Origin of the sequence: Mesorhizobium sp. LSJC285A00 (genome assembly GCF_000503155.1) — a bacterium.
GTDB lineage: Bacteria > Pseudomonadota > Alphaproteobacteria > Rhizobiales > Rhizobiaceae > Mesorhizobium.
This window is the reverse complement of the sequence record NZ_AYVK01000025.1, coordinates 75,817-99,496: the sequence shown is the minus strand read 5'-3', so window position 1 is coordinate 99,496 and position 23,680 is coordinate 75,817. Positions and strand designations below refer to the sequence as shown.

Annotated in this window: 25 protein-coding genes and 1 pseudogene; 13 read left to right on the top strand and 13 right to left on the bottom strand. The window is 63.9% G+C overall.

Annotated elements, in window-relative coordinates:
- Positions 1–6: 6 nt before the first annotated feature.
- Both X726_RS149335 and X726_RS149340 read right to left on the bottom strand, forming a co-directional pair.
- Entirely contained in the window at positions 7–429 is a 423-nt protein-coding gene (locus X726_RS149335) for a hypothetical protein (RefSeq protein ID WP_023671143.1), read from the bottom strand.
- Complete coding sequence (locus tag X726_RS149340; protein WP_023671142.1) at positions 429–1,682, bottom strand: sarcosine oxidase subunit beta; 1,254 nt, start codon at positions 1,680–1,682, stop codon at positions 429–431. Before X726_RS149340 ends, X726_RS149335 begins: the two co-directional genes overlap by 1 nt.
- Before the next feature lie 201 nt (positions 1,683–1,883).
- Here X726_RS149340 and X726_RS149345 point away from each other — a divergent pair, with 201 nt between their 5' ends.
- From X726_RS149345 to X726_RS149380, 8 genes are all read left to right on the top strand, one after another.
- Complete coding sequence (locus X726_RS149345; protein ID WP_023671141.1) at positions 1,884–2,252, top strand: YrdB family protein; 369 nt, start codon at positions 1,884–1,886, stop codon at positions 2,250–2,252.
- 133 nt (positions 2,253–2,385) lie between these two features.
- On the top strand, positions 2,386–3,144 hold the full coding sequence (locus tag X726_RS149350; protein WP_023671140.1) for an SDR family oxidoreductase: 759 nt from the start codon (positions 2,386–2,388) through the stop codon (positions 3,142–3,144).
- Between the two features lie 105 nt (positions 3,145–3,249).
- A complete protein-coding gene (locus tag X726_RS149355; RefSeq protein WP_023671139.1) occupies positions 3,250–3,636 on the top strand; it encodes an SET domain-containing protein-lysine N-methyltransferase in 387 nt (128 codons plus the stop codon).
- 176 nt (positions 3,637–3,812) lie between these two features.
- Positions 3,813–4,091, top strand: a complete 279-nt coding sequence (gene rpsU / locus X726_RS149360; protein WP_023671138.1) for a 30S ribosomal protein S21 — start codon at positions 3,813–3,815, stop codon at positions 4,089–4,091.
- Between the two features lie 203 nt (positions 4,092–4,294).
- Positions 4,295–5,149, top strand: a complete 855-nt coding sequence (locus tag X726_RS149365) for a tetratricopeptide repeat protein (protein WP_023671137.1) — start codon at positions 4,295–4,297, stop codon at positions 5,147–5,149.
- Between the two features lie 258 nt (positions 5,150–5,407).
- A complete protein-coding gene (locus X726_RS149370; RefSeq protein WP_023671136.1) occupies positions 5,408–5,881 on the top strand; it encodes a DUF992 domain-containing protein in 474 nt (157 codons plus the stop codon).
- 89 nt (positions 5,882–5,970) lie between these two features.
- Positions 5,971–6,450: a DUF992 domain-containing protein gene (locus X726_RS149375; protein WP_023671135.1), complete on the top strand. Its 480-nt coding sequence runs from the start codon at positions 5,971–5,973 to the stop codon at positions 6,448–6,450.
- Positions 6,451–6,644: 194 nt separating this feature from the next.
- On the top strand, positions 6,645–8,081 hold the full coding sequence (locus X726_RS149380) for an MFS transporter (RefSeq protein WP_023671134.1): 1,437 nt from the start codon (positions 6,645–6,647) through the stop codon (positions 8,079–8,081).
- Positions 8,082–8,201: 120 nt separating this feature from the next.
- Here X726_RS149380 and coaBC read toward each other — a convergent pair whose 3' ends face one another.
- From coaBC to ubiE, 3 genes are all read right to left on the bottom strand, one after another.
- Positions 8,202–9,668 carry a bifunctional phosphopantothenoylcysteine decarboxylase/phosphopantothenate--cysteine ligase CoaBC gene (gene coaBC / locus X726_RS149385; protein WP_023671133.1) on the bottom strand — a complete coding sequence of 489 codons (1,467 nt, stop codon included), beginning with the start codon at positions 9,666–9,668 and terminating at the stop codon, positions 8,202–8,204.
- 67 nt (positions 9,669–9,735) lie between these two features.
- The gene (gene ubiB, locus X726_RS149390; protein WP_023671132.1) at positions 9,736–11,310 is read right to left on the bottom strand and encodes a 2-polyprenylphenol 6-hydroxylase; all 1,575 of its coding nucleotides are present in this window, start codon (positions 11,308–11,310) and stop codon (positions 9,736–9,738) included.
- Between the two features lie 31 nt (positions 11,311–11,341).
- A complete protein-coding gene (ubiE, locus tag X726_RS149395; RefSeq protein WP_023671131.1) occupies positions 11,342–12,118 on the bottom strand; it encodes a bifunctional demethylmenaquinone methyltransferase/2-methoxy-6-polyprenyl-1,4-benzoquinol methylase UbiE in 777 nt (258 codons plus the stop codon).
- Positions 12,119–12,252: 134 nt separating this feature from the next.
- Here ubiE and X726_RS149400 point away from each other — a divergent pair, with 134 nt between their 5' ends.
- The 3 genes from X726_RS149400 to X726_RS149410 all read left to right on the top strand — a co-directional run bounded on the left by X726_RS149400 (position 12,253) and on the right by X726_RS149410 (position 14,668).
- Complete coding sequence (locus tag X726_RS149400; protein ID WP_023671130.1) at positions 12,253–13,224, top strand: adenosine deaminase; 972 nt, start codon at positions 12,253–12,255, stop codon at positions 13,222–13,224.
- A 127-nt stretch (positions 13,225–13,351) separates the two neighbouring features.
- Entirely contained in the window at positions 13,352–13,981 is a 630-nt protein-coding gene (upp, locus tag X726_RS149405; protein WP_023671129.1) for a uracil phosphoribosyltransferase, read from the top strand.
- Between the two features lie 129 nt (positions 13,982–14,110).
- Positions 14,111–14,668, top strand: coding sequence for a TIGR02281 family clan AA aspartic protease (locus X726_RS149410; RefSeq protein WP_023740923.1), 558 nt, complete (start codon positions 14,111–14,113; stop codon positions 14,666–14,668).
- Positions 14,669–14,677: 9 nt separating this feature from the next.
- On the opposite strand, the pseudogene X726_RS01000000167140 reads toward X726_RS149410, so the two are convergent.
- The 6 genes and pseudogenes from X726_RS01000000167140 to X726_RS149435 all read right to left on the bottom strand — a co-directional run bounded on the left by X726_RS01000000167140 (position 14,678) and on the right by X726_RS149435 (position 20,814).
- Positions 14,678–15,840: pseudogene (locus tag X726_RS01000000167140) on the bottom strand (thymidine phosphorylase).
- Entirely contained in the window at positions 15,840–16,658 is an 819-nt protein-coding gene (locus X726_RS149415) for a purine-nucleoside phosphorylase (protein WP_023671127.1), read from the bottom strand. Before X726_RS149415 ends, X726_RS01000000167140 begins: the two are co-directional and overlap by 1 nt.
- A gap of 12 nt (positions 16,659–16,670) precedes the next feature.
- Entirely contained in the window at positions 16,671–17,063 is a 393-nt protein-coding gene (gene cdd, locus X726_RS149420; RefSeq protein ID WP_023671126.1) for a cytidine deaminase, read from the bottom strand.
- A gap of 109 nt (positions 17,064–17,172) precedes the next feature.
- The gene (locus tag X726_RS149425; RefSeq protein ID WP_023671125.1) at positions 17,173–18,144 is read right to left on the bottom strand and encodes an ABC transporter permease; all 972 of its coding nucleotides are present in this window, start codon (positions 18,142–18,144) and stop codon (positions 17,173–17,175) included.
- Position 18,145: 1 nt separating this feature from the next.
- On the bottom strand, positions 18,146–19,285 hold the full coding sequence (locus tag X726_RS149430; protein WP_023671124.1) for an ABC transporter permease: 1,140 nt from the start codon (positions 19,283–19,285) through the stop codon (positions 18,146–18,148).
- Positions 19,282–20,814, bottom strand: a complete 1,533-nt coding sequence (locus X726_RS149435) for an ABC transporter ATP-binding protein (protein ID WP_023671123.1) — start codon at positions 20,812–20,814, stop codon at positions 19,282–19,284. Before X726_RS149435 ends, X726_RS149430 begins: the two co-directional genes overlap by 4 nt.
- A 221-nt stretch (positions 20,815–21,035) precedes the next feature.
- Between X726_RS149435 and X726_RS149440 the strand changes: the two genes are divergently transcribed.
- Entirely contained in the window at positions 21,036–21,242 is a 207-nt protein-coding gene (locus tag X726_RS149440; protein ID WP_196813821.1) for a SlyX family protein, read from the top strand.
- 13 nt (positions 21,243–21,255) lie between these two features.
- On the top strand, positions 21,256–21,669 hold the full coding sequence (locus X726_RS149445; protein WP_023671121.1) for a hypothetical protein: 414 nt from the start codon (positions 21,256–21,258) through the stop codon (positions 21,667–21,669).
- A gap of 387 nt (positions 21,670–22,056) precedes the next feature.
- On the opposite strand, the gene X726_RS149450 is transcribed toward X726_RS149445, so the two are convergent.
- Both X726_RS149450 and X726_RS149455 read right to left on the bottom strand, forming a co-directional pair.
- On the bottom strand, positions 22,057–23,046 hold the full coding sequence (locus X726_RS149450) for a BMP family ABC transporter substrate-binding protein (protein WP_023671120.1): 990 nt from the start codon (positions 23,044–23,046) through the stop codon (positions 22,057–22,059).
- 252 nt (positions 23,047–23,298) lie between these two features.
- The gene (locus tag X726_RS149455; RefSeq protein WP_023671119.1) at positions 23,299–23,622 is read right to left on the bottom strand and encodes a hypothetical protein; all 324 of its coding nucleotides are present in this window, start codon (positions 23,620–23,622) and stop codon (positions 23,299–23,301) included.
- Positions 23,623–23,680: the final 58 nt, after the last annotated feature.

Here is a 23,680-nt window from a genome sequence, read left to right as displayed (position 1 = left end):
TCGTTCCTACAATTCGCCGTGGCCGACATGCGCGCCGGCCGGTTGGTTGCAAAGCCTCTGGCCCATCGCAGCAAAAGGCGCGACGAGCCGAATGCGCTCCTCTACACTTGCGGCGGGGCGAAACAGCTCGCGATACGCCATGTTGCCGATCGTGAGCTGAAACGGATCGGTCGTCACGATGACGCTGCGCGGCTCGAATGTGTCGTCCTCGCCGAGATCGGAGGGCCTGTTCTCCATGAAGATGACCACCTTCTGGCCACCACTCCACACGCATCCCAGAATGCCGGCGTCGATCGAAAACGGCCAATTGGCTTCGTTGCCGGCGCGGCTGATCGGCTGCGTGCGCACTTCGTCCGGTGACGGAAAATGGAACAGGTCCTGCTCCCCCGCCAGCACCAGCGGCACCGCTACAGCCAACTCCACCATCATCAGTGCGCCACCGCCGCCGCCGCTGCCTCGTCGATGAGGCGGCCGGTACGGAAGCGCTCGATGGTGAAGGGCGCGTTGATAGGATGCGGATCGTCCTTGGCAATCGTGTGGGCAAAGACATGGCCTGAGCCGGGCGTTGCCTTGAAGCCGCCCGTGCCCCAGCCGCAATTGACGTAGAGGCCTGATACCGGCGTCTTGGCCAGGATCGGCGAACGGTCGGGCGTCACGTCGACGATGCCGCCCCACGAGCGCAGCATCTTCATGCGGGTGAAGATCGGGAACATCTCGCAGATGGCGTCGAGCGTGTGCTGCAGGATATGCAGGCCGCCGGTCTGCGAATAGGAGACATACTGGTCGGTGCCGGCGCCGATCACCAGCTCGCCCTTGTCGGACTGCGAGATATAAGCGTGCACCGTGTTCGACATAACCACGCACGGCACCACCGGCTTGACCGGCTCCGACACCAGCGCCTGCAGCGGATAGCTTTCCAGCGGCATGCGCACGCCGGCCATGTTCATGATCACCGAGGAGTGGCCTGCAGCCACCACGCCGACCTTCTTGGCGCTGATGAAGCCGCGCGTCGTGTCGACGCCCATGACCGCGCCATTGGCCGCCCGCTTGACGCCGGTGACCTCGCAATTCTGGATGATGTGCACGCCGCGCGCCGAAGCGCCGCGCGCATAGCCCCAGGCCACCGCATCGTGACGCGCCGTGCCGCCTCGCCGCTGCAAGGCGGCGCCGACGACGGGATAGCGCGCCTGCCTGGAAATGTTGAGCGGCGGGCAGAATTCCTTCGCCTGCTCAGGCGTCAGCCATTCATTGTCGATGCCGTTGAGACGGTTGGCATGGACATGGCGCTTCAGCACCTGGATGTCGTGCACATTGTGCGCCAGCATCATGACGCCGCGCGCCGAATACATGACGTTGTAATTGAGCTCCTGGGAGAGCCCATCCCACAGCTTCAGCGCGTGGTCGTAAATGCCGGCGCTCTCGTCATAGAGATAGTTGGAGCGGATGATGGTGGTGTTGCGACCGGTGTTGCCGCCGCCTAGCCAGCCCTTTTCCAGCACCGCGACATTGGTGATGCCGTGAACGGTGGCGAGATAGTAGGCGGTGGCCAGGCCATGACCGCCGGCGCCGACGATGATGACGTCATATTCCTTCTTCGGTTCCGGCGAGGACCATTGTTCCTCCCAGCCCTTGTGGCCGCGCATGGCCTCGCGGGCGATGGCGAATACCGAATATTTTTTCAACGTTCCAGCCTCGCAAATGGCGGTGGGGTATTTACGCAGCCCCGGCGCGCGAGGTGTATCACTAGCGAAACGGCGCTTCCACCCTTGCGCTGTTTGCGACGGCGCTTGCCGTTTTGCGCCGCGGTGGAAAAGACCTGCCCGGGCTGGCAGGCATGGCTGCGTTCGGACACACTGGCGATCGCGAGACTCTGGAGGACGAATATGGGCAACGCCTGGTGGAATCTGACCTTGCGTTTCCTGCTGGAACTTGCCGCCTTGCTTGGCCTCGGCTTTGCCGGCTGGAGCCTCTCCGGCGGATGGTGGCGCTGGCTCTTCGCCTTGGCCTTGCCGTTCATTGCAGCTGCGCTGTGGGGAACCTTCGCGGTGCGCGGCGATCCGAGCCGGTCCGGACGCGCGCCGGTTCCTGTACCAGGCGCAGTCAGGCTGGTGCTTGAACTGGCCATCCTGTTTGGCGGTGCAGCCGGATTCTATGCCGCCGGTCACACGACCACGGGCGTTGTCATCACGCTGCTCATCGCCATCAGCTACGCATTTTCGCTCGACCGCCTCGGCTGGCTGCTGAAGCAATAGTCCGGCGCGCGGCGCTTGTGCCGCTGCGAAGCCATTCAGCAAGTCGAGCACGTATCGGGTGGCTAGCACCGTCCCGAACTGCGATCAACATCCCGGTTGCCGGCACAGCCGGCGCGATGAAAGGATGTAAAAAATGTTCGCACTCACCAATAAAATAGCGATCGTCACCGGCGCCAGTTCCGGCATCGGCCGCGCCACCGCAAAACTCTTCGCCGAAGAAGGCGCCAGGGTCGTCATCGCCGCCCGCCGCCAGGCCGAACTCGATGCGCTGGTCGTCGAAATCGAGGACGCCGACGGCACGGCAGTCGCGCTTGCCGGCGATGTCCGCGACGAAGCCTATGCAAAAGCCCTCGTCGATCTCGCCGTCGAAAAATTCGGCGGGCTCGATATCGCCTTCAACAATGTCGGCTCCGTCGGAACGATGGGTCCGATTTCGGAACTGTCGCTGGACGGATGGCGCGAGACGCTCGACGCCAATCTGACCAGCGCCTTTCTCGGCGCGAAATACCAGGTGCCGGCGATGGTCGAACGCGGCGGCGGATCGCTGATCTTCACCTCGACCTTCGTCGGTCACACAGTCGGCATGCCGGGCATGACCAGCTATGCCGCGAGCAAGGCCGGACTGATCGGCCTGACGCAGGTGCTGGCCGCCGAATACGGCCCCAGGGGCGTGCGGGTCAACGCGCTGATGCCGGGTGGCACCGACACGCCGTCGGCAACATTCAAGACGCCGGAATCACGCGCTTTCGTGGAAAACCTGCATGCCTTGAAACGTGTCGCTGTGCCTGAAGAGATCGCCCGCGCTGCGCTCTTCCTGGCATCGGATGCGTCGAGCTTCACCACAGGATCGGCGCTGTTTGCCGATGGCGGCGTCTCGATCACCCGGACGTGAAGCATTTCGCGGATCATCGCCCGCGCCGATCAGCCATAGAACCCGAAACCGGACTTGCTTTTTCCACGCGATTTGGCGATTCGGTTTCGGGTGAGGAGGACGGACATGCTGCTTATCAGGACCTATGTCGCCCAGAGCGCAATCGAAGGCGTCGGCGTGTTCGCCGCCGAGCCGATCAGGAAGGGCGCCTCGATCTGGCGGCTCGATCCGGATTTCGACCGGCTGATCCCGATGGACAAATACGAGGCGGCGCCGCCGCACCTCAAGGAATTGCTCGACCGCTATGCCTATCCGAGCCCCGACCGTCCCGGCTTCATGGTCTATGAAGTCGATAATGGCCGCTTCATGAACCACGCCGAGCGGCCGAACACGGATTTTTCGCAATATGGCGGCGCCACGGCCACCCGAGATATATCAGCCGGTGAGGAAATTACCTGCGATTACGGCGAATTCTTCGAGGATTTCGCACGGCTCCATCTGGCCAGCGCCTAGTTGGCGCCCTATCTCGGGGCTGCCGTGGCAAATTGGCGGTTGTCCTTCATTTCCAGTGTGGACAGCGCGGCCTGATTCTGCTATCAGCCGCCACAATTCGTGGTGTAAAGCGCCGCGGAGGCATGTGGCTATGGCCACTTGCCTGTTGATATCAAACCCGAAAGACAGGATTGCCCGTGCAGGTACTCGTCCGCGACAATAACGTTGATCAGGCGCTTCGCGCTCTCAAGAAGAAGATGCAGCGCGAAGGCATTTTCCGCGAAATGAAGATGCGCGGCCATTACGAGAAGCCTTCCGAGAAGCGCGCCCGTGAAAAGGCCGAAGCCGTTCGCCGCGCCCGCAAGCTGGCCCGCAAGCGCGCCCAGCGCGAAGGCCTGCTGCCGATGACGCCGCGCCCGGTTGCTGCCGGCGCCGCCGGTGGTCCTGGTGGTGCTCCGCGTCCGCCGCGGTTCTGACGCCAATTTTTCGTCCTTTTCGAAGGATACGCTGAGGTGGCGCGATGCGGAATCGCCGCCACCTTTTTGTTTGGAGCGCCGCCATTCTGTTGGAGGCCGTTCCCTTGAACGCGCAAACGGCGTTCTAGATTTTGTTACGAGAATCTGTGACCCGGCCCGGAGGGGGACCTGGACGGCGCGGCTGAAGTGAGGACAGGGCAGACATGAACGCAATCGGCGTAGAGCGCAAAACCACAATGCGCGGTTTGGCCCTGGCGGCAGCCCTGATGTCCGGCCTGGTGCTTGCCAGTTGCCAGAGCGTTCCGACCGGCGAATTCAACAACATCGACAAGGCGCAAGGCTCAAGCGAGAACATCTCCTCGCTGTCGGCGGTGATCCAGCGCAATCCGCAGGATCCGGAAGGCTACAATGTGCGCGGCTCGGCCTATGGCCGTGGCGGCCAGTACCAGGCGGCGCTGAAGGATTTCGACACCGCCATCCAGCTCAACCCGAATTTCTACCAGGCCTATTCGAACCGGGCACTGATCCAGCGCTTCCTCGGCAACCAGGCGGCCGCCCTTGCCGACTACAACCGCTCGATCCAGATCAATGCAAATTATGACGCCGCCTATATCGGCCGCGGCAACCTCTATCGCAAGGCCGGCCAGACCCAGCAGGCCTTCAACGATTTCCAGAAGGCGATCCAGCTCGACACCACGGATGCCCGCGCCTATCACAATCGCGGCCTGATCTATCAAAGCCAGGGCCAGCACAAGTTTGCCATCGAGGATTTCTCGACCGCCATCTCCCTGGCGCCGGACGCGGCCGAACCCTATAACGGCCGCGGCCTCTCCTATCTCGCCATGAATGACGAGGACAACGCCTTCTCCGACTTCAACATGGCCATCAAGCTCGACGGCAAGAACGCCGAAGCCTGGTCCAACCAGGCGCTGATCTACGAGCGCCGCGGCGACAAGGTCAAGGCCTCGAAGGCCTACCGCGAAGCCGTCCATCTCGACCCGACCTACCAGCCGGCCAAGGACGGCCTGTCGCGCACATCGGGCGCCACCGCCGGCTGAGATGCAGCCGGCGCGCCGCCATCCGCGGCCTTTTATAACAACGTTCCATTCCTGATGCAGTGCCCCGCTTGAGCGGTTTCTCCCCGGGAAAGCGCAGAGCGCTTCCGCTAGGGATGCGTATCCAGAAAACCCCACTATCACCCAATCTTAACCACCGGGGGCAAAGCGTTAACCCCTGCCTTGATCGCGCCAAGTTTTCAGCGGAACGCTCCGGGCCATTCAACCGTTGTTGAAGGCATTTTTCGAAAGGACTGACCCATGATCAAGAAAATCATCTGTGCCGCGGCACTTGCCACGACGCTGCTTGCCGTTCCCGCCAGCGCCGGCAAGCTTCAGCTCGGCACGCTCGATTGCACCATCGACGGCGGCGTCGGTTACGTCATCACGTCGAACAAGGGCGTCGACTGCACGTTCCGTCCTTATCACCATGGGCCGTCCGAGAAATACACGGGGATGATCTCCAAGCTCGGCGTCGATCTCGGCCAGACGCATCAGGGCCAGCTGGTGTGGGCGGTTCTGGCCGCCACCCGCGGCCATGACGAGGGCGACCTTGCCGGCCATTATTACGGCGTCAACGCCGAGGCGAGCGTGGTGACCGGCGGCGGCGCCAATCTGCTGGTCGGCGGGCTGGACGGCGCCTTTGTGCTGGAGCCGCTCAGCGTCCAGGCGCAGACCGGCGTCAATGTAGCGGTCGCCGTGACCTCCCTGGAGCTGATCCACTCGTTCAAATAAGCATCGGCAAATAAGGATCGACTGATCCCTCTACGCGCGGCGCGGAACAGGTTACTGTTTCGCGCCGCATGCTTTTTGGGGGATCCGCCGTGCTGAAACCAGCCATCGCCGCCGCTATCACCATCATCTGTACCGCCCAGGCCCAAGCGCAAGGCCAGGGTATCGAACTCGGTGTGCTCGATTGCGCCATCGGCGGCGGCACCGGCTTCATCTTCGGCTCCAGCAAGGATCTGAGCTGCACCTTCACGCCGGCCGACAAGAGCTTTTCGCCGGAAGCCTATTTCGGCGCCGTCAACAAATACGGGCTCGACATCGGCACCACCAAGCAGACCGTCATGCAATGGCTGGTGCTGACGCCGCTGAGGAACATCTATGCGCCCGGCGCGTTGGCCGGCGACTATATCGGCGCCAGCGCCGAAGTGACCGCGGCGGTCGGCGCCGGCGCCAATCTCCTGGTCGGCGGCTCCTCGCAGGCCTTCACTCTGCAGCCGCTCAGCCTGCAGACGCAGACCGGTATCAACATTGCCATCGGCGTCAGCCAGTTTCAGCTGCGCAGCATTGAGAACTGACCGGCGCATCAAGCGGAGAGGTTTCCGGCCAATCTCGACCGTCTGCACTTCGATAAAAAGCCACTTGAGCTCAACTGCGCTTGAGGTTTTACAACTCGCCTGACTGAAACAGCGCGCATGGCCCCGCCGGAAAGCCCCCACTGGCTTCTGGCGCCATGCGCCGGCATCGAGATATGCAAAGGCAGGGTAAAAGAATGACTGAAATCACCAGCAACAAGGTCGACTGGCGGGCATTGTGGGCAAGCGGCGACCTCGCGCGCTTCTGCTTCATCAGCCTCGGCATCCTGCTGCACGCCACCAACGAGACGATGGTGGCGACGGTCATGCCGGCCATGGTCGGGGACCTCGCCGGTGTGCAGTTCGTCGGCTGGTCGCTGGCCGTCTACGAGCTCGGCGCCATTGTCGCCGGCGCAGCGGCCGGGCGGCTGGTCAGCTATGTCGCTCTACGCTCCAACGTCACGGTCGCCGCCCTGCTCTATGCCGTGGGCGCACTGATCTGCGCCACCGCGCCGTCCATGCCGGTGTTTCTTGGCGGCCGTCTGGTCGAGGGTCTCGGCGGCGGTGCGCTGGTGTCGCTGGCCTTCGTCTCGGTCGAGCGGCTGTTTAACCGCAGCATCTGGCCACAGCTGTTCGGCATCATGTCGGCGATCTGGGGCGTCGCCGCCTTCAGCGGCCCGATGCTCGGCGCGATCATGGTCGAGCTCCTGTCCTGGCGCTGGGCCTTCGGCGTCTTCGTGCTGGGTGGCATCGCCATGGCATCGGCAAGCTTCATCGTCCTGAACACGCCGGAAGCGACGAAGCCGCAAGCCGCCGCCGGCACCTCGCCGCCCTTCCCCTTTGCAGCACTTGGCTGCCTCGCCATCGCCGTCGTGCTGATCGCCACCGCAGGCGTCGACGTCGCCTTGCTTCGATCGTCGCTGCTGCTGGTCCTCGGCCTCGCCGGCCTGGCGCTGTTCGTTTTCGTCGACGCCATGAAGCCGCAATCGCGACTGTTCCCGTCGGGCCTGTTCTCATGGCGCTCGCCGGTCGGCAGCGGCATGAGCATGGTTGCCGCCTTCTCGGTGGCGACAGTCTCTTTTTCCATCTACGGGCCGCTTCTGCTTACCACGCTGCACGGCATCCCGATCCTGACCACAGGCTACATCATCGCCGCCGAATCGATCGCCTGGTCAATCCTGTCGATCGCCGTCGCCAATGCGCCGCTGCAGCGCGAACGGCAGATCCTCGTCATCGGCGCGCTGATGATTGCAGCCGGCCTCGCCGGTTTCGCCTATGCCATCCCCGCCGGCTCGATCCCGGTGATCCTGCTCTGCGCTTTGTTGCAAGGCGGTGGCTTCGGCGTGTCATGGCCCTTCCTGACCCGCATCATCGTCGCCTCGGCCCGCGACGGCGAGCAGACGATCGCCTCGGCCGCCGTGCCGACCATGCAGCGCATCGGCTACGCCGTGGGCGCCGCCATGGCCGGCATCATCGCCAATGCCAGCGGCTTTTCGGACGGGCTGAACCGCGAGGCAGCAGCGCACGTCGCCGGCTGGCTGTACCTGGCCTTCGTGCCACTTGGCATTGTCGGTTGCCTGGCGGCGTTGAAGATGGCTTTGGAGGCACGCCGGCCGCAACTGGCGCCAGGCTGAGGGCACGGCCGATCGAGAATTTGGCGACAGCATTCCGCCGGCGCTGTCGACGTCAAATGCCCTCGGCCACAAGGCTGCTTGCAAGACCATGGCCTGCCCGATTGCGGAACCGGCGGCCGCTCAGGCTTGCAAACGCTCGGCGATGAGCGCGGCGAGCCGCGCCGCCACCTCGCCCTTGCCCATCTCAGGCCATTCCTCGACACCGTCCTTCGAGACGATGCGCACCTTGTTGCGGTCGCCGCCCATGACGCCGGTGGGGCCGACGCCGCTTTCATGCGAGACATCGTTGGCGACAATGAAATCGGCGCCCTTCTTCTTCAGCTTGGCCTCGGCATTCGCAATCAGGTCCTGCGTCTCGGCGGCGAAGCCGACAACCAGCCCCGGCCGTTGCCCGTGATGACCAACACTGGCGAGAATGTCGGGGTTTTCGACCATTTGCAGCGCCGGTGGGCCCTGGCCCGCCACCTTCTTGATCTTCTCGCCGGCCGTGCCAGCGGTGCGCCAGTCGGCGACGGCAGCTACGAAGACCGCGGCGTCCGCCGGCAACAACTGTTCGACGGCCGCCTTCATCTCGGCCGCGGTCTCGACATGTGTCGTCACAACGCCGGCCGGATCGGCAATGCTGACCGGACCGGAGATCAGGCGTACATCCGCGCCCAGTCTTGCCAGCGCTGCCGCAATCGCATGGCCCTGCTTGCCCGAAGAGCGGTTGGCGATGTAGCGCACCGGGTCGATCGGCTCATGCGTCGGCCCCGAGGTGACGATGATCCTGCGGCCGGCCAGCGGCTTCGGCCTGCTGTCGAGCAGTGCCTCGATCACTGCCACGATGTCCAGCGGCTCGGCCATGCGGCCTTCGCCCACCTCATTGCTCTCGGCCATCTCGCCCCTGGCCGGGCCGACAAAGGCGATGCCGTCCTTGGCGAGCGTCGCCCGGTTGCGGCGCGTCGCGGCATGCGACCACATTTTCGGGTTCATCGCCGGCGCCATCAGCACCTTCTTGTCGGTGGCGAGCAGCACCGTCGAGGCCAGATCGTTGGCATGGCCGTTGGCGAGCTTGGCCATCAGGTCGGCGGTGGCCGGCGCCACCACCAAGAGGTCGGCCTCGCGCGACAGGCGGATATGGCCAACATCGTGCTCGTCACTGCGGTCGAAGAGTTCGGTGAAGACATGGTCGGCCGAAAGCGCGCCGACCGAAAGCGTGGTGACGAACTCCTGCGCCGCCGATGTCATCACGACGCGCACCGCCGCACCGCGCTCGCGCAGCCGGCGGATCAGGTCCAGCGCCTTGTAGGCGGCGATGCCGCCGCCGATGATCAGCAGGATGCGCTTGCCGTCGAGGGTGTTGTGCGTTTTTGTGGATTGACCTCGCTGGGACAGATCGTTGTCAAAACCTCCATGAGGCTCAACCAGGCGGCGGATTGTTGCATAGAGGGTTTCGCTCTCGGGCATGCCGGCTTCCGCCGACAGCACGCTTTTGGCAAGCGCATCACGCGCCTCTTCCTCCATCGACACCCCGCGCGCCGCAGCGCGCTCACGCAATTTCTGCTTCACGTCGTCAGCTAGATTGCGGACAGTAATGGTGCCCATGACTTGCTCCGCGACATCAATAGCGCGACTGCAACGCTAGCACCACAGTTGCTAGCGATGCAAGCGATCAGAGCAGCTTCCACGCGATATACACCAGCGTCAGCGCGATCACCCATAGCGCCAGCCGGCCCGAGCGGGTGTAGCGCGCTTCGGCCTTACCGATGGCGCGCGATGTCGCTTCGTCGAAGCGGAGGCCGTGCTCCGCCATAAAATCGATCTCGCGTGACAGCCGCTCGGTGCGGGCGGCAAGATCGGGCGCCTGGCGGGCCAGCGCCAGCAGCGCCTTGGCGCCGTCGCGCGCGTCCATCAGCAGGCCGCTCGGCCCGAGATTGCCGGCGATCCACTGGCCGACCACCGGCTCGGCCGTCTTCCACATGTTGAAGGCCGGGTCGAGCGTGCGTGCGACGCCTTCGACCACCACCATGGTCTTCTGCAACAGGATCAGTTCCGACCGCGTGGCCATATCGAACAGTTCGGTGACCTCGAACAGCAGCGTGAGAAGCTTCGCCATCGAGATGGTTTCAGCCGGCTGGCCATGGATCGGCTCGCCGATGGCGCGAATGGCCTGCGCGAAAGCCGCGACATTGTGCTGGCGCGGCACGTAGCCGGCCTCGAAATGCACCTCGGCGACGCGCAGATAGTCGCGCGTGATGAAGCCGTAGAGGATTTCGGCGAGGAACCGGCGCTCCTTCTTGCCGAGCCGTCCGGCAATGCCGAGATCGACGGCGACGATATTGCCATTGGCCTCGACGAACAGATTGCCTGGATGCATGTCGGCATGGAAGAAGCCGTCCCGCAGCGTGTGACGCAGGAACGACTGGATCAGGTTGGTGGCGATCGCCTTCAGATCGTGCCCCGCCGCAGCGAGCCCGGCGATGTCGTTCATCTTGACGCCGTCGACCCATTCCATGGTCAGCACATCGCGCCCGGTGCGCTCCCAGTCGACCGACGGCACGCGGAAGCCCGGATCGTCCTTGGTGTTTTCGCCCAGTTCCGAAAGTGCGGCCGCCTCGAGGCGAAGATCCATCTCGATCTTGGTGGTCTGCGCCAGCGTCTCGGTCACCTCGACCGGCCGCAGCCGGCGCGACGACGGGATGTATTTCTCCTGCAGCCGGGCGGCGAGGAAATAGCTTTCGAGATCCTGGAAGAAGCGGCGGCGCACGCCAGGCCGGATCACCTTCACCGCCACCTTGGTATCGACACCGTCATGCATGGCCTGCGCGGGATGGACCTGGGCGATGGAGGCCGCCGCGACCGGCCCGCCGAACTGCGTATAGAGTTCGCCGATCTTGCGCCCGAGCGAGCCCTCGATCGCCGCCACCGCTTCCGCCTGCGAAAAAGTGTGCATCTTGTCCTGCAGCATGGCGAGGTCGAGCGCCATGTCGTTGCCGACGACATCAGGCCGCGTCGCCAGGAACTGGCCGAGCTTGACGTAGGAGGGTCCGAGCCGGACCACCGCCTTGGCCAGCCGGTCGCTGCGCTCATAAGCGAGTGCGCGGCGGCGGGTGAAGAGCCGGGCCATGCGCCAGCCGAATTTCGGCAGGCCGCCGAGTTCGTCGCCCGGCAGTGCTGCGATCACGCCCTCGCGGACCAGCACCCAGCCGGCCCGCGCGAGCCGAAAGGCGGCGCCGACGCTGCTCATCGCCTACCCTGCTGCTGCAAACTGTGGTGCCTCAAAGCTTCCAGCCCGAATGCAGGGCGGCAATGCCGCCGGAATAGTTGCGGAACGACACGCGCTCGAAGCCCGCGCGGGTGATCATGGCAGCAAAGTTCTGCTGATTGGGAAATTTGCGGATCGATTCGACCAGGTAGGAATAGGGTTCGCCCTCGCCCGTCACCATCTTGCCGATCTGCGGAATGGCGTTGAACGACCAGGCTTCGTAGACCTTGTCCAGCAGCGGCATCTCGACCTCGGAAAACTCCAGGCACAGGAACCGTCCGCCGGGCTTCAGCACGCGAAAGGCTTCCGTCAGCGCGACATCGATGCGCGGCACGTTGCGGATGCCGAATGCGATGGTGTAGGCGTCAAAGGTGCTATCGGTGAAAGGCAGTTCCTCGGCATTGGCCTCGACGAAATCGGTGTTGCCGGACAGGCCCTTTTTCTCCGCGCGGTCACGGCCGACACTGAGCATCGAGCCGTTGATGTCGAGCACCGTGGCATGCGCGTTGCCTTGGCTGGCGTCTACAATGCGCAAGGCGATGTCGCCGGTGCCGCCCGCCACGTCAAGCACTTTCCAGCCCGGACGTTTCGGCGGATTGAGCCATGTCACCATGGCATCCTTCCACAGCCGGTGCAGCCCGGCCGACATCAGGTCATTCATCAGGTCGTAGCGGTTCGCCACCTTGTGGAAAACATCGTTGACCAGAGGCTGCTTGTCGCCTGGCCCTACCTTCTTGAAACCATAGGAGGTTTCCATGCCGCCCGCGGCCGTGGTTCTCTCAACCGACATTATTTTGATCCGTCATAAAACCGGCGGGACCATAGCCGATCGATGGTGCGGGCGCTATTGTTTAAGGCGCGGTGTTCGGCCGCGCTTCCAGGTGGTGGGCTTTACGGCCTGGACTGATGAGACGGGATAACTGCATGCCTTTGAAAGCAGAACTGCACTGCCACATCGAGGGGGCAGCGGCGCCCGAACTCGTCATCCGTCAGGCGCAGAAATACGGCAAGGACACCTCGCCCTATATCCAGAACGGCTCCTTCGTCTGGCATGATTTCACCTCGTTCCTGGCGGCTTATGATTTTTCCGCCGACCTGTTCCGCACCGAGGAGGATTATGCCCGCCTCGCCGACCATTATCTGACCAGCCTTGCCCGCGACGGCGCCATCTATTCCGAGGTCTTCACCTCGCCCGACCATGCCGTCAGGGCCGGCCTGTCGCCCAAGGCCTATACCGATGCGCTCGGCGAAGGCATGCTGCGCGCCAAAGCCAAGACCGGCATCGAGGGCCGCATGATCGTCACCGGCGTACGCCATGTCGGCGTCGAGTCGATCGAGCAGGCGGCGCGCTTTGCGGCGCGCTGCGGAAATCCGCTGGTCACCGGCTTCGGCGTCGCCGGCGACGAGCGCATGGGCGAGATGGAGGATTATGTCAGGGCCTTCGAGATCGCCCGCGAAGCCGGCCTTGGCATCACCATCCATGCCGGCGAGTTGACCGGGTGGGAGACGGTGCAGGCCGCACTCGACCACATCCGCCCCTCGCGCATCGGCCATGGCGTGCGCGCCATCGAAAATCCCGACCTGGTGCGCCGCATCGCCGATGAGGGCATCGTGCTCGAATGCTGCCCCGGCTCCAACATCGCGCTCAAAGTCTACGACAGTTTCGCCGATCACCCTTTGCCTGCCCTGCAGGCGGCCGGCTGCAAGGTGACGCTGAACTCCGACGACCCACCCTATTTCTGGACCTCGCTGAAGCGCGAATACGACATCGCCGCCGAGCATTTCTCCATGAATGAAAAAGCTTTGACCGCCGTCACCAGGACGGCGATCGAAGCGGCTTTCGTCGACAGGAAGACGAAAAGCGCGCTGCTTGCCCGGCTCGATGCGAAGAGGTGACTGGTGATTGGTGATTGGTGATTGGTTTGCCGGCGGTTCGGCCTGTCACGGCAATGATCGATCCATCGGGACTCGCAAACCTGCTCACTATTCACTATTCACTATTCACCATTCACTGGAGCAACCCATGCAGGGCGTCACCGTCGTCGACCACCCGCTTGTCCAGCACAAGCTGACCATCATGCGCAAGAAGGAGACGTCGACCGCCGGCTTCCGGCGACTGCTCCGCGAGATCTCGCTCCTGCTCGGCTACGAGGTCACCCGCAACCTCGAACTGACGACGACGACCATCGAAACGCCGATGGAAACCATGGAAGCGCCGACGCTGGAGGGCAAGAAGCTGGTCTTCGCCTCGGTGCTGCGCGCCGGCAATGGCCTGCTCGAAGGCCTGCTCGACCTGGTCCCGGCGGCCCGCGTCGCGCATGTCGGCCTCTACCGCGATCACGAAACGCTGGAGGCGGTGGAATATTTCTTCAAGGCGCCGAGCGATCTCGCCGACCGGCTGGTGATCGTCGTCGATCCGATGCTGGCGACCGCGAACTCGGCCATCGCGGCCATCGACAAGCTGAAGGAGCGCGGAGCCACCAACATCCGTTTCCTTTGCCTGCTGGCGGCGCCAGAAGGCATCGAGCGCTTCACCAAGGCGCATCCGGATGTCCCGGTCTTTACCGCTTCCATCGACCGCCAGCTCAACGAGAAGGGCTACATCATGCCCGGCCTCGGCGATGCCGGCGACCGCATGTACGGAACCAAATGACGGCGGCTGGCAAGGCCAGCTGGCATCCAGTCGTTTACCGCCCGTTTACGCAAAGCCGCGGTTTCGGGTTGGCGTTAAAGCGGCACACACCATACGTGGGCAAAAATGGGCCTTCACGAAGGTCCATTCATGCTGCGCAAGCTTCTCATTCTGGGCGTGTTCGCCGGAACGTCGGCATCGATCCCGATCGTCTATCAGTCGAACCCGCAGATTCTCGACAACCTGTTGAAGTCGACCGTCGCCGGCAAGCCGCAACCGCAGCCCGAGCTGAGCCTCGCCTCGGTTCCCGACAAGCCGGCCGCACCGCTGCCCACCGGTCGCAAGGTCCTGGTGGCGGCCGACGAGCGCGGCCATTTCACCTCCGCCTTCAAGCTCAACGGCCGCCAGGTCGACGGCATGATCGACACCGGCGCCACTTTGGTCGCCATCAACACCTCGACGGCGCGCCGCATCGGCATCTCGCTCAACCCGTCGGATTTCAGCCATCAGGTCAACACCGCCAATGGCGCGATCAGGGCCGCTGTGGTCAACATCGACCGCCTGCAGATCGGCAAGATCAGCGTCGACAACATCCAGGCCGTGGTCCTCGACGACAAGGCGCTGCGCACCAACCTGATCGGCATGAGCTTTTTGCAGCGGCTGGCAAAATACCAGGTCGAAAACGGCACACTGTTGCTGGTGCAGTAGCGCCTTCCGCTACCCGCGCGGCAGCACGCGCCGGATGACAGTCTTGTCGGCGGCTGGTTTCGACGCCCCGATCGTATAGGCCGAAAGCACGGCGGCTGCGGCCGCTTCGGCCTCCGCTTGCGTGCGGGCGTGCACGAGCGCCAGCGGCTCGCCGGTCCGCACCTCGGCGCCGAGCGGCAGCAGCCTGGTGATGCCGACCGCATGGTCGATCCTGTCGTCCGGCCGCGTACGCCCGCCACCGAGNAGGCGGCCGCCGCGCGGCCGCCGGCCAGCGTCTCGGCCGCGCGCCTGAGACCGTCCTGATTGGACGACGCCAGCCCTGCCGATTGCAGCATCTCGGCGGCCAGCGCCAGCGTCACATCCTCCAGTCGCTTGTCGCGGAGCCTCCCGGTGAGGAAATCGACGGCGTTGCGCACCTCAACCGCGTTGCCGGCCGCCGACGCCAGCGGCTCGTTCATGCCGGTGACCAGCGCCGAGGCCTTCAGGCCGGCGCCGTTGGCGATCTCGACCAGGCTGTTGGCAAGTGCTGTCGCGTCGCGCGACTTCTCCATGAAGGCGCCATTGCCGACCTTGACGTCGAGCACCAGCGACTGCAGGCCGGCCGCCAGTTTCTTCGACAGGATAGAGGCAGTGATCAGCGGCACCGATTCCACCGTTCCGGTCACATCGCGGATCGCATAGAGGCGACGGTCGGCGGGCGCGAGATCGGCGGTCTGGCCGATGATGGCACAGCCGGTCTCGAGCACGGTCTTGCGGAAGCGCGCGATATCCGGCTGGCTGATATAGCCTGGGATGGCATCCATCTTGTCCAGCGTGCCGCCGGTATGGCCAAGGCTCCTGCCGGAGATCATGGGCACATAGGCGCCGCAAGCGGCGACGATCGGCGCCAGCATCAGCGAGACATTGTCGCCGACGCCGCCGGTCGAATGCTTGTCGGTGACGGGACCCGGCAGGTCCGACCAGTCGAGCACATCGCCGGAATCGCGCATGGCGAGCGTCAGCGCCACCGCCTCGTCGCGGTTCATGCCGTTGAAGAACACGGCCATGGCGAAGGCGCCGACCTGGCCGTCCGAGACGCTGCCCGAAGTCACGCCCGCGACGAAGGCCGAAATCTCCTGCGGGGACAGTTTCTGGCCGTCGCGCTTGCGGCGGATGATTTCCTGCAGAAGCATCAGGCAGCGCCCTTCGGCTCCGGCAACCCATCCTGGAACACATGCGCAAGGATCGTCGCCAGCCGTGCGCCGCCGATCGGCGCCATGTCCTTGGTCTCCTGGTGCGACAGTTCCGCCCCGGTCATCCCGGCGGCGAGATTGGTGATCACCGAACAGGCGGCTACGCGAAGCCCAAGGAAGCGGGCGAGAATGACCTCCGGCACGGTCGACATCCCTACCGCATTGGCGCCCATGACGCGGGCCATGCGGATTTCAGCAGGGGTTTCGAAACACGGACCGGAAAACCACATATAGACGCCCTTGTGCAGCGCCGTCCCTGTCGCCTTCGCCGCCCGTTCGATCGCCGCGCGCAAGCCGGCATCATAGGCTTCGGTCAGGCCGACGAAGCGGCGGTCGCTCGGCTCGCCGATCAGCGGGTTGGAGCCGGAGAAATTGATGTGATCGGTGATCAGCATCACCGATCCAGGCAGCATGTCGGGATCGACCGAGCCGGCGGCATTGGTAAGGATCAGCTTGGTGATGCCGATGCCGGCAAGCACCTCCAGCGCCGGCCGCATCGCCGCAGCAACGCCGTGCTCGTAATAATGGGCGCGGCCGGACAGCATCAGCACCGGCGTGCCGGCGAAAAGCCCCGCGATCACCTCGCCGGCATGGCCAGTCACCCCGCTGCGGGGGAAACCCGGCAGGTCGGCATAAGAGATGCGCACGGCATTTTCGACCTGGTCGACAAGCCCGCCAAGGCCCGACCCCAGCACCATCGCCGTTGTCGGCGCCAACCCGTCCAGCCTTTCAACGAGGTGGTCCAGAGCTTCCTTCATATCAGCCAACTCTCACTTCAAAATGTCGCCACGAAACCCGTAGGGCAGCATGTCGCCCATGGTCACGGTCTCGACCACGCCGGCGTTGTCGCAAAGATAGAGCTTCGTGTCCGGCCGGCAGAATTCCGCCAGCCTTTGCCGGCAGCCGCCACAGGGCGAGCATTTGGCCATGCGCGAGGCAATGACGGCGACCTCGACGATCTTGCCGCCGCCGCCCATGACATAATGCCCGAGCGCCGTGGTCTCGGCGCACCAGCCTTCCGGATAGGACGCGACCTCGATGTTGGCGCCGGTGAAGACACGGCCGTCTTCGGTGCGCAACGCCGCACCCACCGGAAACTTCGAATAGGGCGCGTAGGCCTTGGCCATGGCCTCCTGCGCGGCTTCGAACAGATCATGCGACATCTAGACGTTCTCTCCGACGATCGTGGTCAAAACCCGGCGCTTTGCGTTTTCCTGGCGCCTTTCGAGCACCAGCCGCATGTTCGACACAGTGCTCCTGGGCGCGCCCGGATCAACGTTCCTTGACATAAGGCACGCCGCCGGCGCGCGGCGGGATCGCCTTGCCGATGAAGCCGGCAAGCAGGATCACGGTCAGCACATAGGGCAGCGCCTGCATGAACTGCACCGGCACCTTGCCGATCAACGGCAATGGCGAACCCTGCAGGCGGATCGCCGCCGCGTCGAGGAAGCCGAACAGAAGACAGGCGAACATGGCGTTCACCGGTCGCCATTTGGCAAAGATCAGCGCCGCCAGCGCAATGTAGCCCTTGCCGGCGGTCATATCCTTCACGAAGCCCCCATTCTGCACCATCGAGAGGTAGGCGCCGGCGATGCCGGTGAGGATACCGGTGCAGATCAGCGCCCGGTAGCGCAGCCAGGCGACCGAGATGCCGGCGGTGTCGACGGCGGCCGGGTTCTCGCCGACGGCGCGCAGCCTGAGGCCAAAGCGGGTGCGAAACAGCACCCACCAGGTGAACGGCACCATGGCGAAAGCGAGATAGACCAGGATCGAATGGCCGGACAAAAGCTCGGAATAGATCGGCCCTATAATCGGCACGTCGTGGATGGCGGCAGCTCCTGGCAGAGTGATGGCCTCGAAGCGCTCGCCCGGCTGCAGCGCCGGCGTTCGCCCGCCTTGCTGGAACCAGGCCTGGCCCAGAATGATTGTCGACCCGGCGGCGACGAAGTTGATCGCCACGCCGGAAACGATCTGGTTGCCGCGGTGGGTGATCGAGGCGAAGCCGTGCACCAGGGCAAAGGCGACCGACATCACGATCGCCATGCCGAGACCGAGGAAGGCCGAATGGAAGACCGAAGCTGCGGCCGCACCGGCGAAGGCGCCGACCAGCATCTTGCCTTCCAGCCCGATGTCGAAGACGCCAGCGCGTTCAGAATAGAGGCCGGCGAGGCAAGCGAGCAGCAAGGGTACCGACAGGCGTATGGTCGAGTCCAGGATCTGCACGATGGCGATGAACACATCCATCTCAGGCGCCCTTCCCTTTGACCGCTTCCATGCCGACCGACCTTGGACTGAACGAAGCGAACAGCGCCTGCACATAGGGCCGGAACATGTGCTCTAGCGCACCGGCAAACAGGATGACCAGGCCCTGGATGATGACGATCATGTCGCGGGAAATCGCTGGCATCTCGAAGGCAAGTTCTGCACCGCCCTGGTAGAGCATGCCAAACAGGATCGCCGCCAGCACGATGCCGACCGGATGCAGCCGGCCCATCAGCGCTACGGCGATGCCGACGAAGCCGGCGCCGGAGACGAAGTCGATTGCCACATTGTGCTGGTCGCCCATCACCGGGTTCAGCGTCATCATGCCCGCCAGCGCGCCCGAGATCATCATCGCGATGATGATGATGCGGGTCTCCGAAATGCCGGCATAGCGCGCCGCCTTCGGACTGTGCCCGTAGGTGCGCATCTCATAGCCGAGCTTGGTGCGCCAGATCAGCAGCCAGACCAGGAATGCCATGAGCAGCGCCAGCAGGAAGCAGATGTTGAACGGCGCCGAGCGGATCTTGGCGCCGAACAGTTCGATGATCCAGTTGAGTTTGGGCAGTTCGGCGCCGGCGAGGAAGTTGCGCGTCTGCGGCGCCTGCGACGCTGCCGGCTTCAACGGCCCGACCAGGAGGTAGACCATGATCGAGGCCGCGATGAAGTTGAACATGATGGTGGTGATGACGATGTGCGACCCGCGCTTGGCCTGCAGATAGGCCGGGATCAGCGCCCACAGCGCACCGACGGCGGCTCCGGCGACGATCGCCAGCGGAAAGGTCAGCCACCACGGCAGCACAGTGTCGAAGGCGAGGCAGACCACGCCCACGCCAAGGCCGGCAATATAGGCCTGGCCCTCGGTCCCGATGTTGAACAGGCCGCAATGCGCGGCCACCGCCACAGACAGGCCGGTGAAGATGAAGGTGGTGGCATAGAACAGCGTGAAGGCAATGCCGGTTCCCTTGCCGAAAGCGCCCTCGACCAGGATGACGGCGGCACGAAGCGGGTTTTCGCCGACCAGCATGACGACGAAACCGGCAACGATGAAGGCCACGGACAGATTGATCAGCGGGATCAGCCCATAATCGGCCCAGGCCGGCAGTTTGGCGTAAGGCGTGCTCACTCTGCCGCCTCCTGGCGATCGATGCCTGCCATCAGCAGGCCAAGCTCGCCCTCGGTCGCCTCAGGGCCACGTTCGCCGACGATGCGCCCGGCAAACATCACCAGGATGCGGTCGGACAGCGAACGGATCTCGTCGAGCTCGACCGACACCACCAGCACCGCCTTGCCCTGGTCGCGCATGGCAATCAGCCGCTTGTGGATGAATTCTATGGCGCCGACATCGACGCCGCGCGTCGGCTGGCCGACGATCAGAACACCGGGGTCCTGCTCCATTTCCCGCGCCAGCACGATCTTCTGCTGGTTGCCGCCGGAGAAATTCGCCGTCTTCAGACGCGGATTGCCGGGACGGATGTCGTACTTCTCTATCTTGTCCTTGGCATCGGTCATGATGGCGTCGATGTTGAGGAACGGCCCATTGAGGTAGCGCGGGTCGTCATGGTAGCCGAGGATCGAATTCTCGTTCTCCTCGAAGGCCAGCACCAGGCCGACATGATGGCGGTCCTCCGGCACATGGGCGAGCCCACGGTCGCGCAACTCGCCGGGATCGGCGGCCCCGGTCAGGTCGATCGGCTTGCCATCGAGCATCACCGAGCCGGAAACCGCGCGCCTGATGCCGGAAATCGCCTCGAGCAGTTCGGACTGGCCGTTGCCGGCGACACCGGCAATGCCGACGATCTCGCCGGCGCGGATATCGAAGGAGATGTCGTCGACCATGGTGACGCCGCGCTGGTCTTTCACCGTCAGGTTCTTGACTGCGAGCTTGACCGCACCGGCCTCCGTCTCGCCCTTTTCGACCCGCAGCAGCACGCGCCGCCCGACCATCAGTTCGGCCAGTTCGCCGACTGTCGTCTTGCTGGTCTCGCGCGTCGCCACCATCGTGCCCTGGCGCATGACCGAGACATTGTCGGTGATGGCCATGATCTCGCGCAGCTTGTGGGTGATCAGCACCACCGTTTTGCCCTGGTCCTTCAATTGCCTGAGGATGCGAAACAGATGGTCGGCCTCGGCCGGCGTCAACACGCCCGTCGGCTCGTCGAGAATCAGGATCTCGGCGCCGCGATAAAGCGCCTTCAGGATTTCGACACGCTGCTGCAGGCCGACCGGCAATTCCTCGATGATGGCGTCGGGATCGACTTCCAGCCCGTATTCGCGCTCGAGCCGCTCCAGTTCGGAGCGCGCCTTGGCGATGCTCTTTTTCAACAGCGCATCGCTTTCGGCGCCGAGGATGATGTTTTCCAGCACGGTGAAATTGTCGACCAGCATGAAGTGCTGGTGCACCATGCCGATGCCGAGCGCGATGGCGTCGTTGGAGGTCTTGATCGACGCCGGCTTGCCGCCGACACGGATCTCGCCGCTGTCGGCCTGGTAGAAGCCGTAGAGGATCGACATCAGCGTCGACTTGCCGGCGCCGTTCTCGCCGACGATGCCGTGGATGGTGCCGCGTGCGATCTCCAGATTGATGTCGCGATTGGCGCGAACGGCGCCAAAACTCTTGTTGATGCCGATCAGTTCGATTGCGGCTTGCGCCATGCAGCCTGTCCCACTCTTATTTTTTTATCGCTTGGTCAAAACGCCTAGCATGATGCCCCACCCGTGCCAATTGGCGGCGCAGTGGCCACTCTCGACAAATCCCGGTGCGCTTGTCAATTTCGAACGTGGCCGCAGACCTTCACATTCACTAATATGCAAGGGTCAACAGTCGCATCATCATGCTGCAACTGCGTGCACCAAGACCTAGGGAGTTTCGAATGATCATGCCTGTCGACCGGCTGACGACGCTGGAAATCCGCGCCGCTGAACAGGAAAAGACCATCGAGGAACTGTCGGGCCAGATCGCCGAACAGTGGACGGCGATCGAACGCATGCAGCGCAAGCTCGATGCGCTGACCGGGCGCTTCATGGCGCTGGAGGAACAGTCGGCCCCCGACGTGCCGATAACCAAACCGCCGCACTGGTAGCAAGGAGAAGCCGATGGCCGGTGAAAGCGATCGCGTTGCGCGGGCGGGCGACTATGTGCTTGGCCTGATGAACGATCGCGACCGCGAGCGTGCCGAGCGCGACCTGGAGATCGATCCCGCCTTCCGCGACACGGTGATGCGGCTGGCCGAGCGTATGCATGTCTTCGATCGCACGGGGCGGCCATCGGGCGGCAGCGATCGCTGGCAGCTGATCTCGCAACGCATCGCCGAACTGCCGCAGATGCGTGTAGTCGGCCAGGACGAGGTAAAGCCGGTGATCGGCAGACTGGAGCGGAAGCCCTATGGCGTCGGCGTGCATTCGCTCGGCGGCCGGCGTGGCGCCGTCATCGCCATCGCGCTGATCGTGGTGTTTGCGGTGGGTTATCTCGTCGGTCTGTTGTCGACAGGAAGTGCGCTTCTGCCCTGACCTACGGCCAACCGCATACGGCGCTCCCCTCTCCGTCTCAGCTTCGCCGAGCCCGCAACGCCGGAACTGCCGATCTCCCCCCTTGCGGGGGAGATGGCCGGCAGGCCAGAGGGNTCGCCAACCTTAATGGCTTCCGTTGGGAATGAACGGTGAATTGGCTGTTAGGCCGAGGGACAGCACCCCCCTCTGCCTTGCCAGGCATCTCCCCCGCAAGGGGGGAGATCGGACGTCGCCGAGATCTTCGCCAATCTTCAACGTCCTTCCAACCCTCCAAAAACAAAACCGCCGGGCTTTCACCCGGCGGTTCGAAACCTAAAGCAATTTCAGGAAAAGTGTGAAGCGGTTTTCCGTCCGGAATTGCGTCAAAACAAAGAAATAACTTGCCGATCAATACGGGCAGGCGTTGTCGGCGGTGTAGTCGTGCACCTGGATCGTGCCGGCGATGATGTCGGCTTTCGCCTTTTCGACCGCCGCCTTCATCTCGTCGGTGACCAGCGCCTTGTTGTTGTCGTCCATGGCGTAGTCGACTCCGCCTTCCTTGAGGCCGAGATTTTGCAGGCCGCCTTTGAAGGTGCCGTTCTTGCCGTCCATGAAGGCGGTGTAGACGGCCACGTCGACACGCTTCAGCATCGAGGTCAGCACCTTGCCGGGCTGCAGGCCGTTCTGGTTGGAATCGACGCCGATGCCGAGCTTGCCGGCATCCGCCGCCGCCTGCAGCACGCCGACGCCGGTGCCGCCGGCCGCGGCATAGACCACGTCGGAGCCCTGGTCGATCTGTGTCTTGGCGATCTCGCCGCCCTTGGCCGGATCGTTCCACGCCGCGGGCGTGTCGCCGGTCATGTTCTGGATGACGTCGGTCGCACCGGCCGCCTTGGCGCCGCCGACATAGCCGCATTCGAACTTGCGGATCAGCGGAATGTCCATGCCGCCGATGAAGGAGACCTTCTTGGACTTCGAGGCCATCGCCGCCATGATGCCGACGAGATAGGAGCCTTCGTTTTCCTTGAACACAAGCGAACGGACATTGGGCATATCGACGGCATCGTCGATGATGGCGAAGTTGAGATCGGGATATTCCTTCGCGACCACCTTCAGCGCATCCTCCCAGGCAAAGCCGGCCATGACGATCGGGTTGCGGCCGTCCTCGGCGAAGCGGCGCAGCGCCTGCTCGCGTTGCGAGGCGTTCGACACTTCGAACTCGACATAGGCGGTGCCGGTCTCGGTCTTGAACTTTTCGGCGCCGTGATAGGCAGCCTCGTTGAAGGATTTGTCGAACTTGCCGCCGAGATCGTAGAGGATGGCCGGCTGGACATCCGCGGCGAAAGCCGGAAGAACCATTGCGGTTGCGGCCAGGAGGCCGAGAACGATACGTTTCATGTGATCCACACCCTGTCGGTTATTTTTTTCCGTTACGCGCCGCCCGCCTGCCCGGTTCTCCGGCAGGCATGCGGCATCAGCCAGGAGTGTACTCCCCTCCCGCTCAAGGCAATCTGGCACGGCCCGAAACAAAATTCACGCGGAATTTTGACCTTTTGGAAAAGCATGCCCCCCGTTGGAAAAACATGCCCAATGCGGTGACAGCTGTGGACGATTGCCGCGTTGTCGTCGCAAGTCCGCTGGGACAACCCATCAGCCCGGCGCGAATTCTCCGCCGCGCCGCCGGCGCCGGTAGCCGATCGCATAGAGGATGAAGGCAAGCACCGCGAACACGGCAAACCCCGGCTGGGCAAGCACCCAGGCGATGCCGCCATCCCATATCGTCGGATTGACCTTGGCGCGCACGAAGGTCTCGAAGGCCGCGCGGGTGTCGGGCGAAACCGCCAGCCAGCTCGAATTCAGCGGCGTCATGACCAATGTGGAAGCCGCCACCGAGCGCGTCGCGTCGAGCACGGCCATGATGACGGCGACCGAGAGTGCGATCATGGCCGCGAGGCGAAACAAAAAACGCAACATCGAAATCTTCCCCGGTCCTCAAGTTCCTCCCGAGGACCTTCCGGTCAAAGGCGAGGAA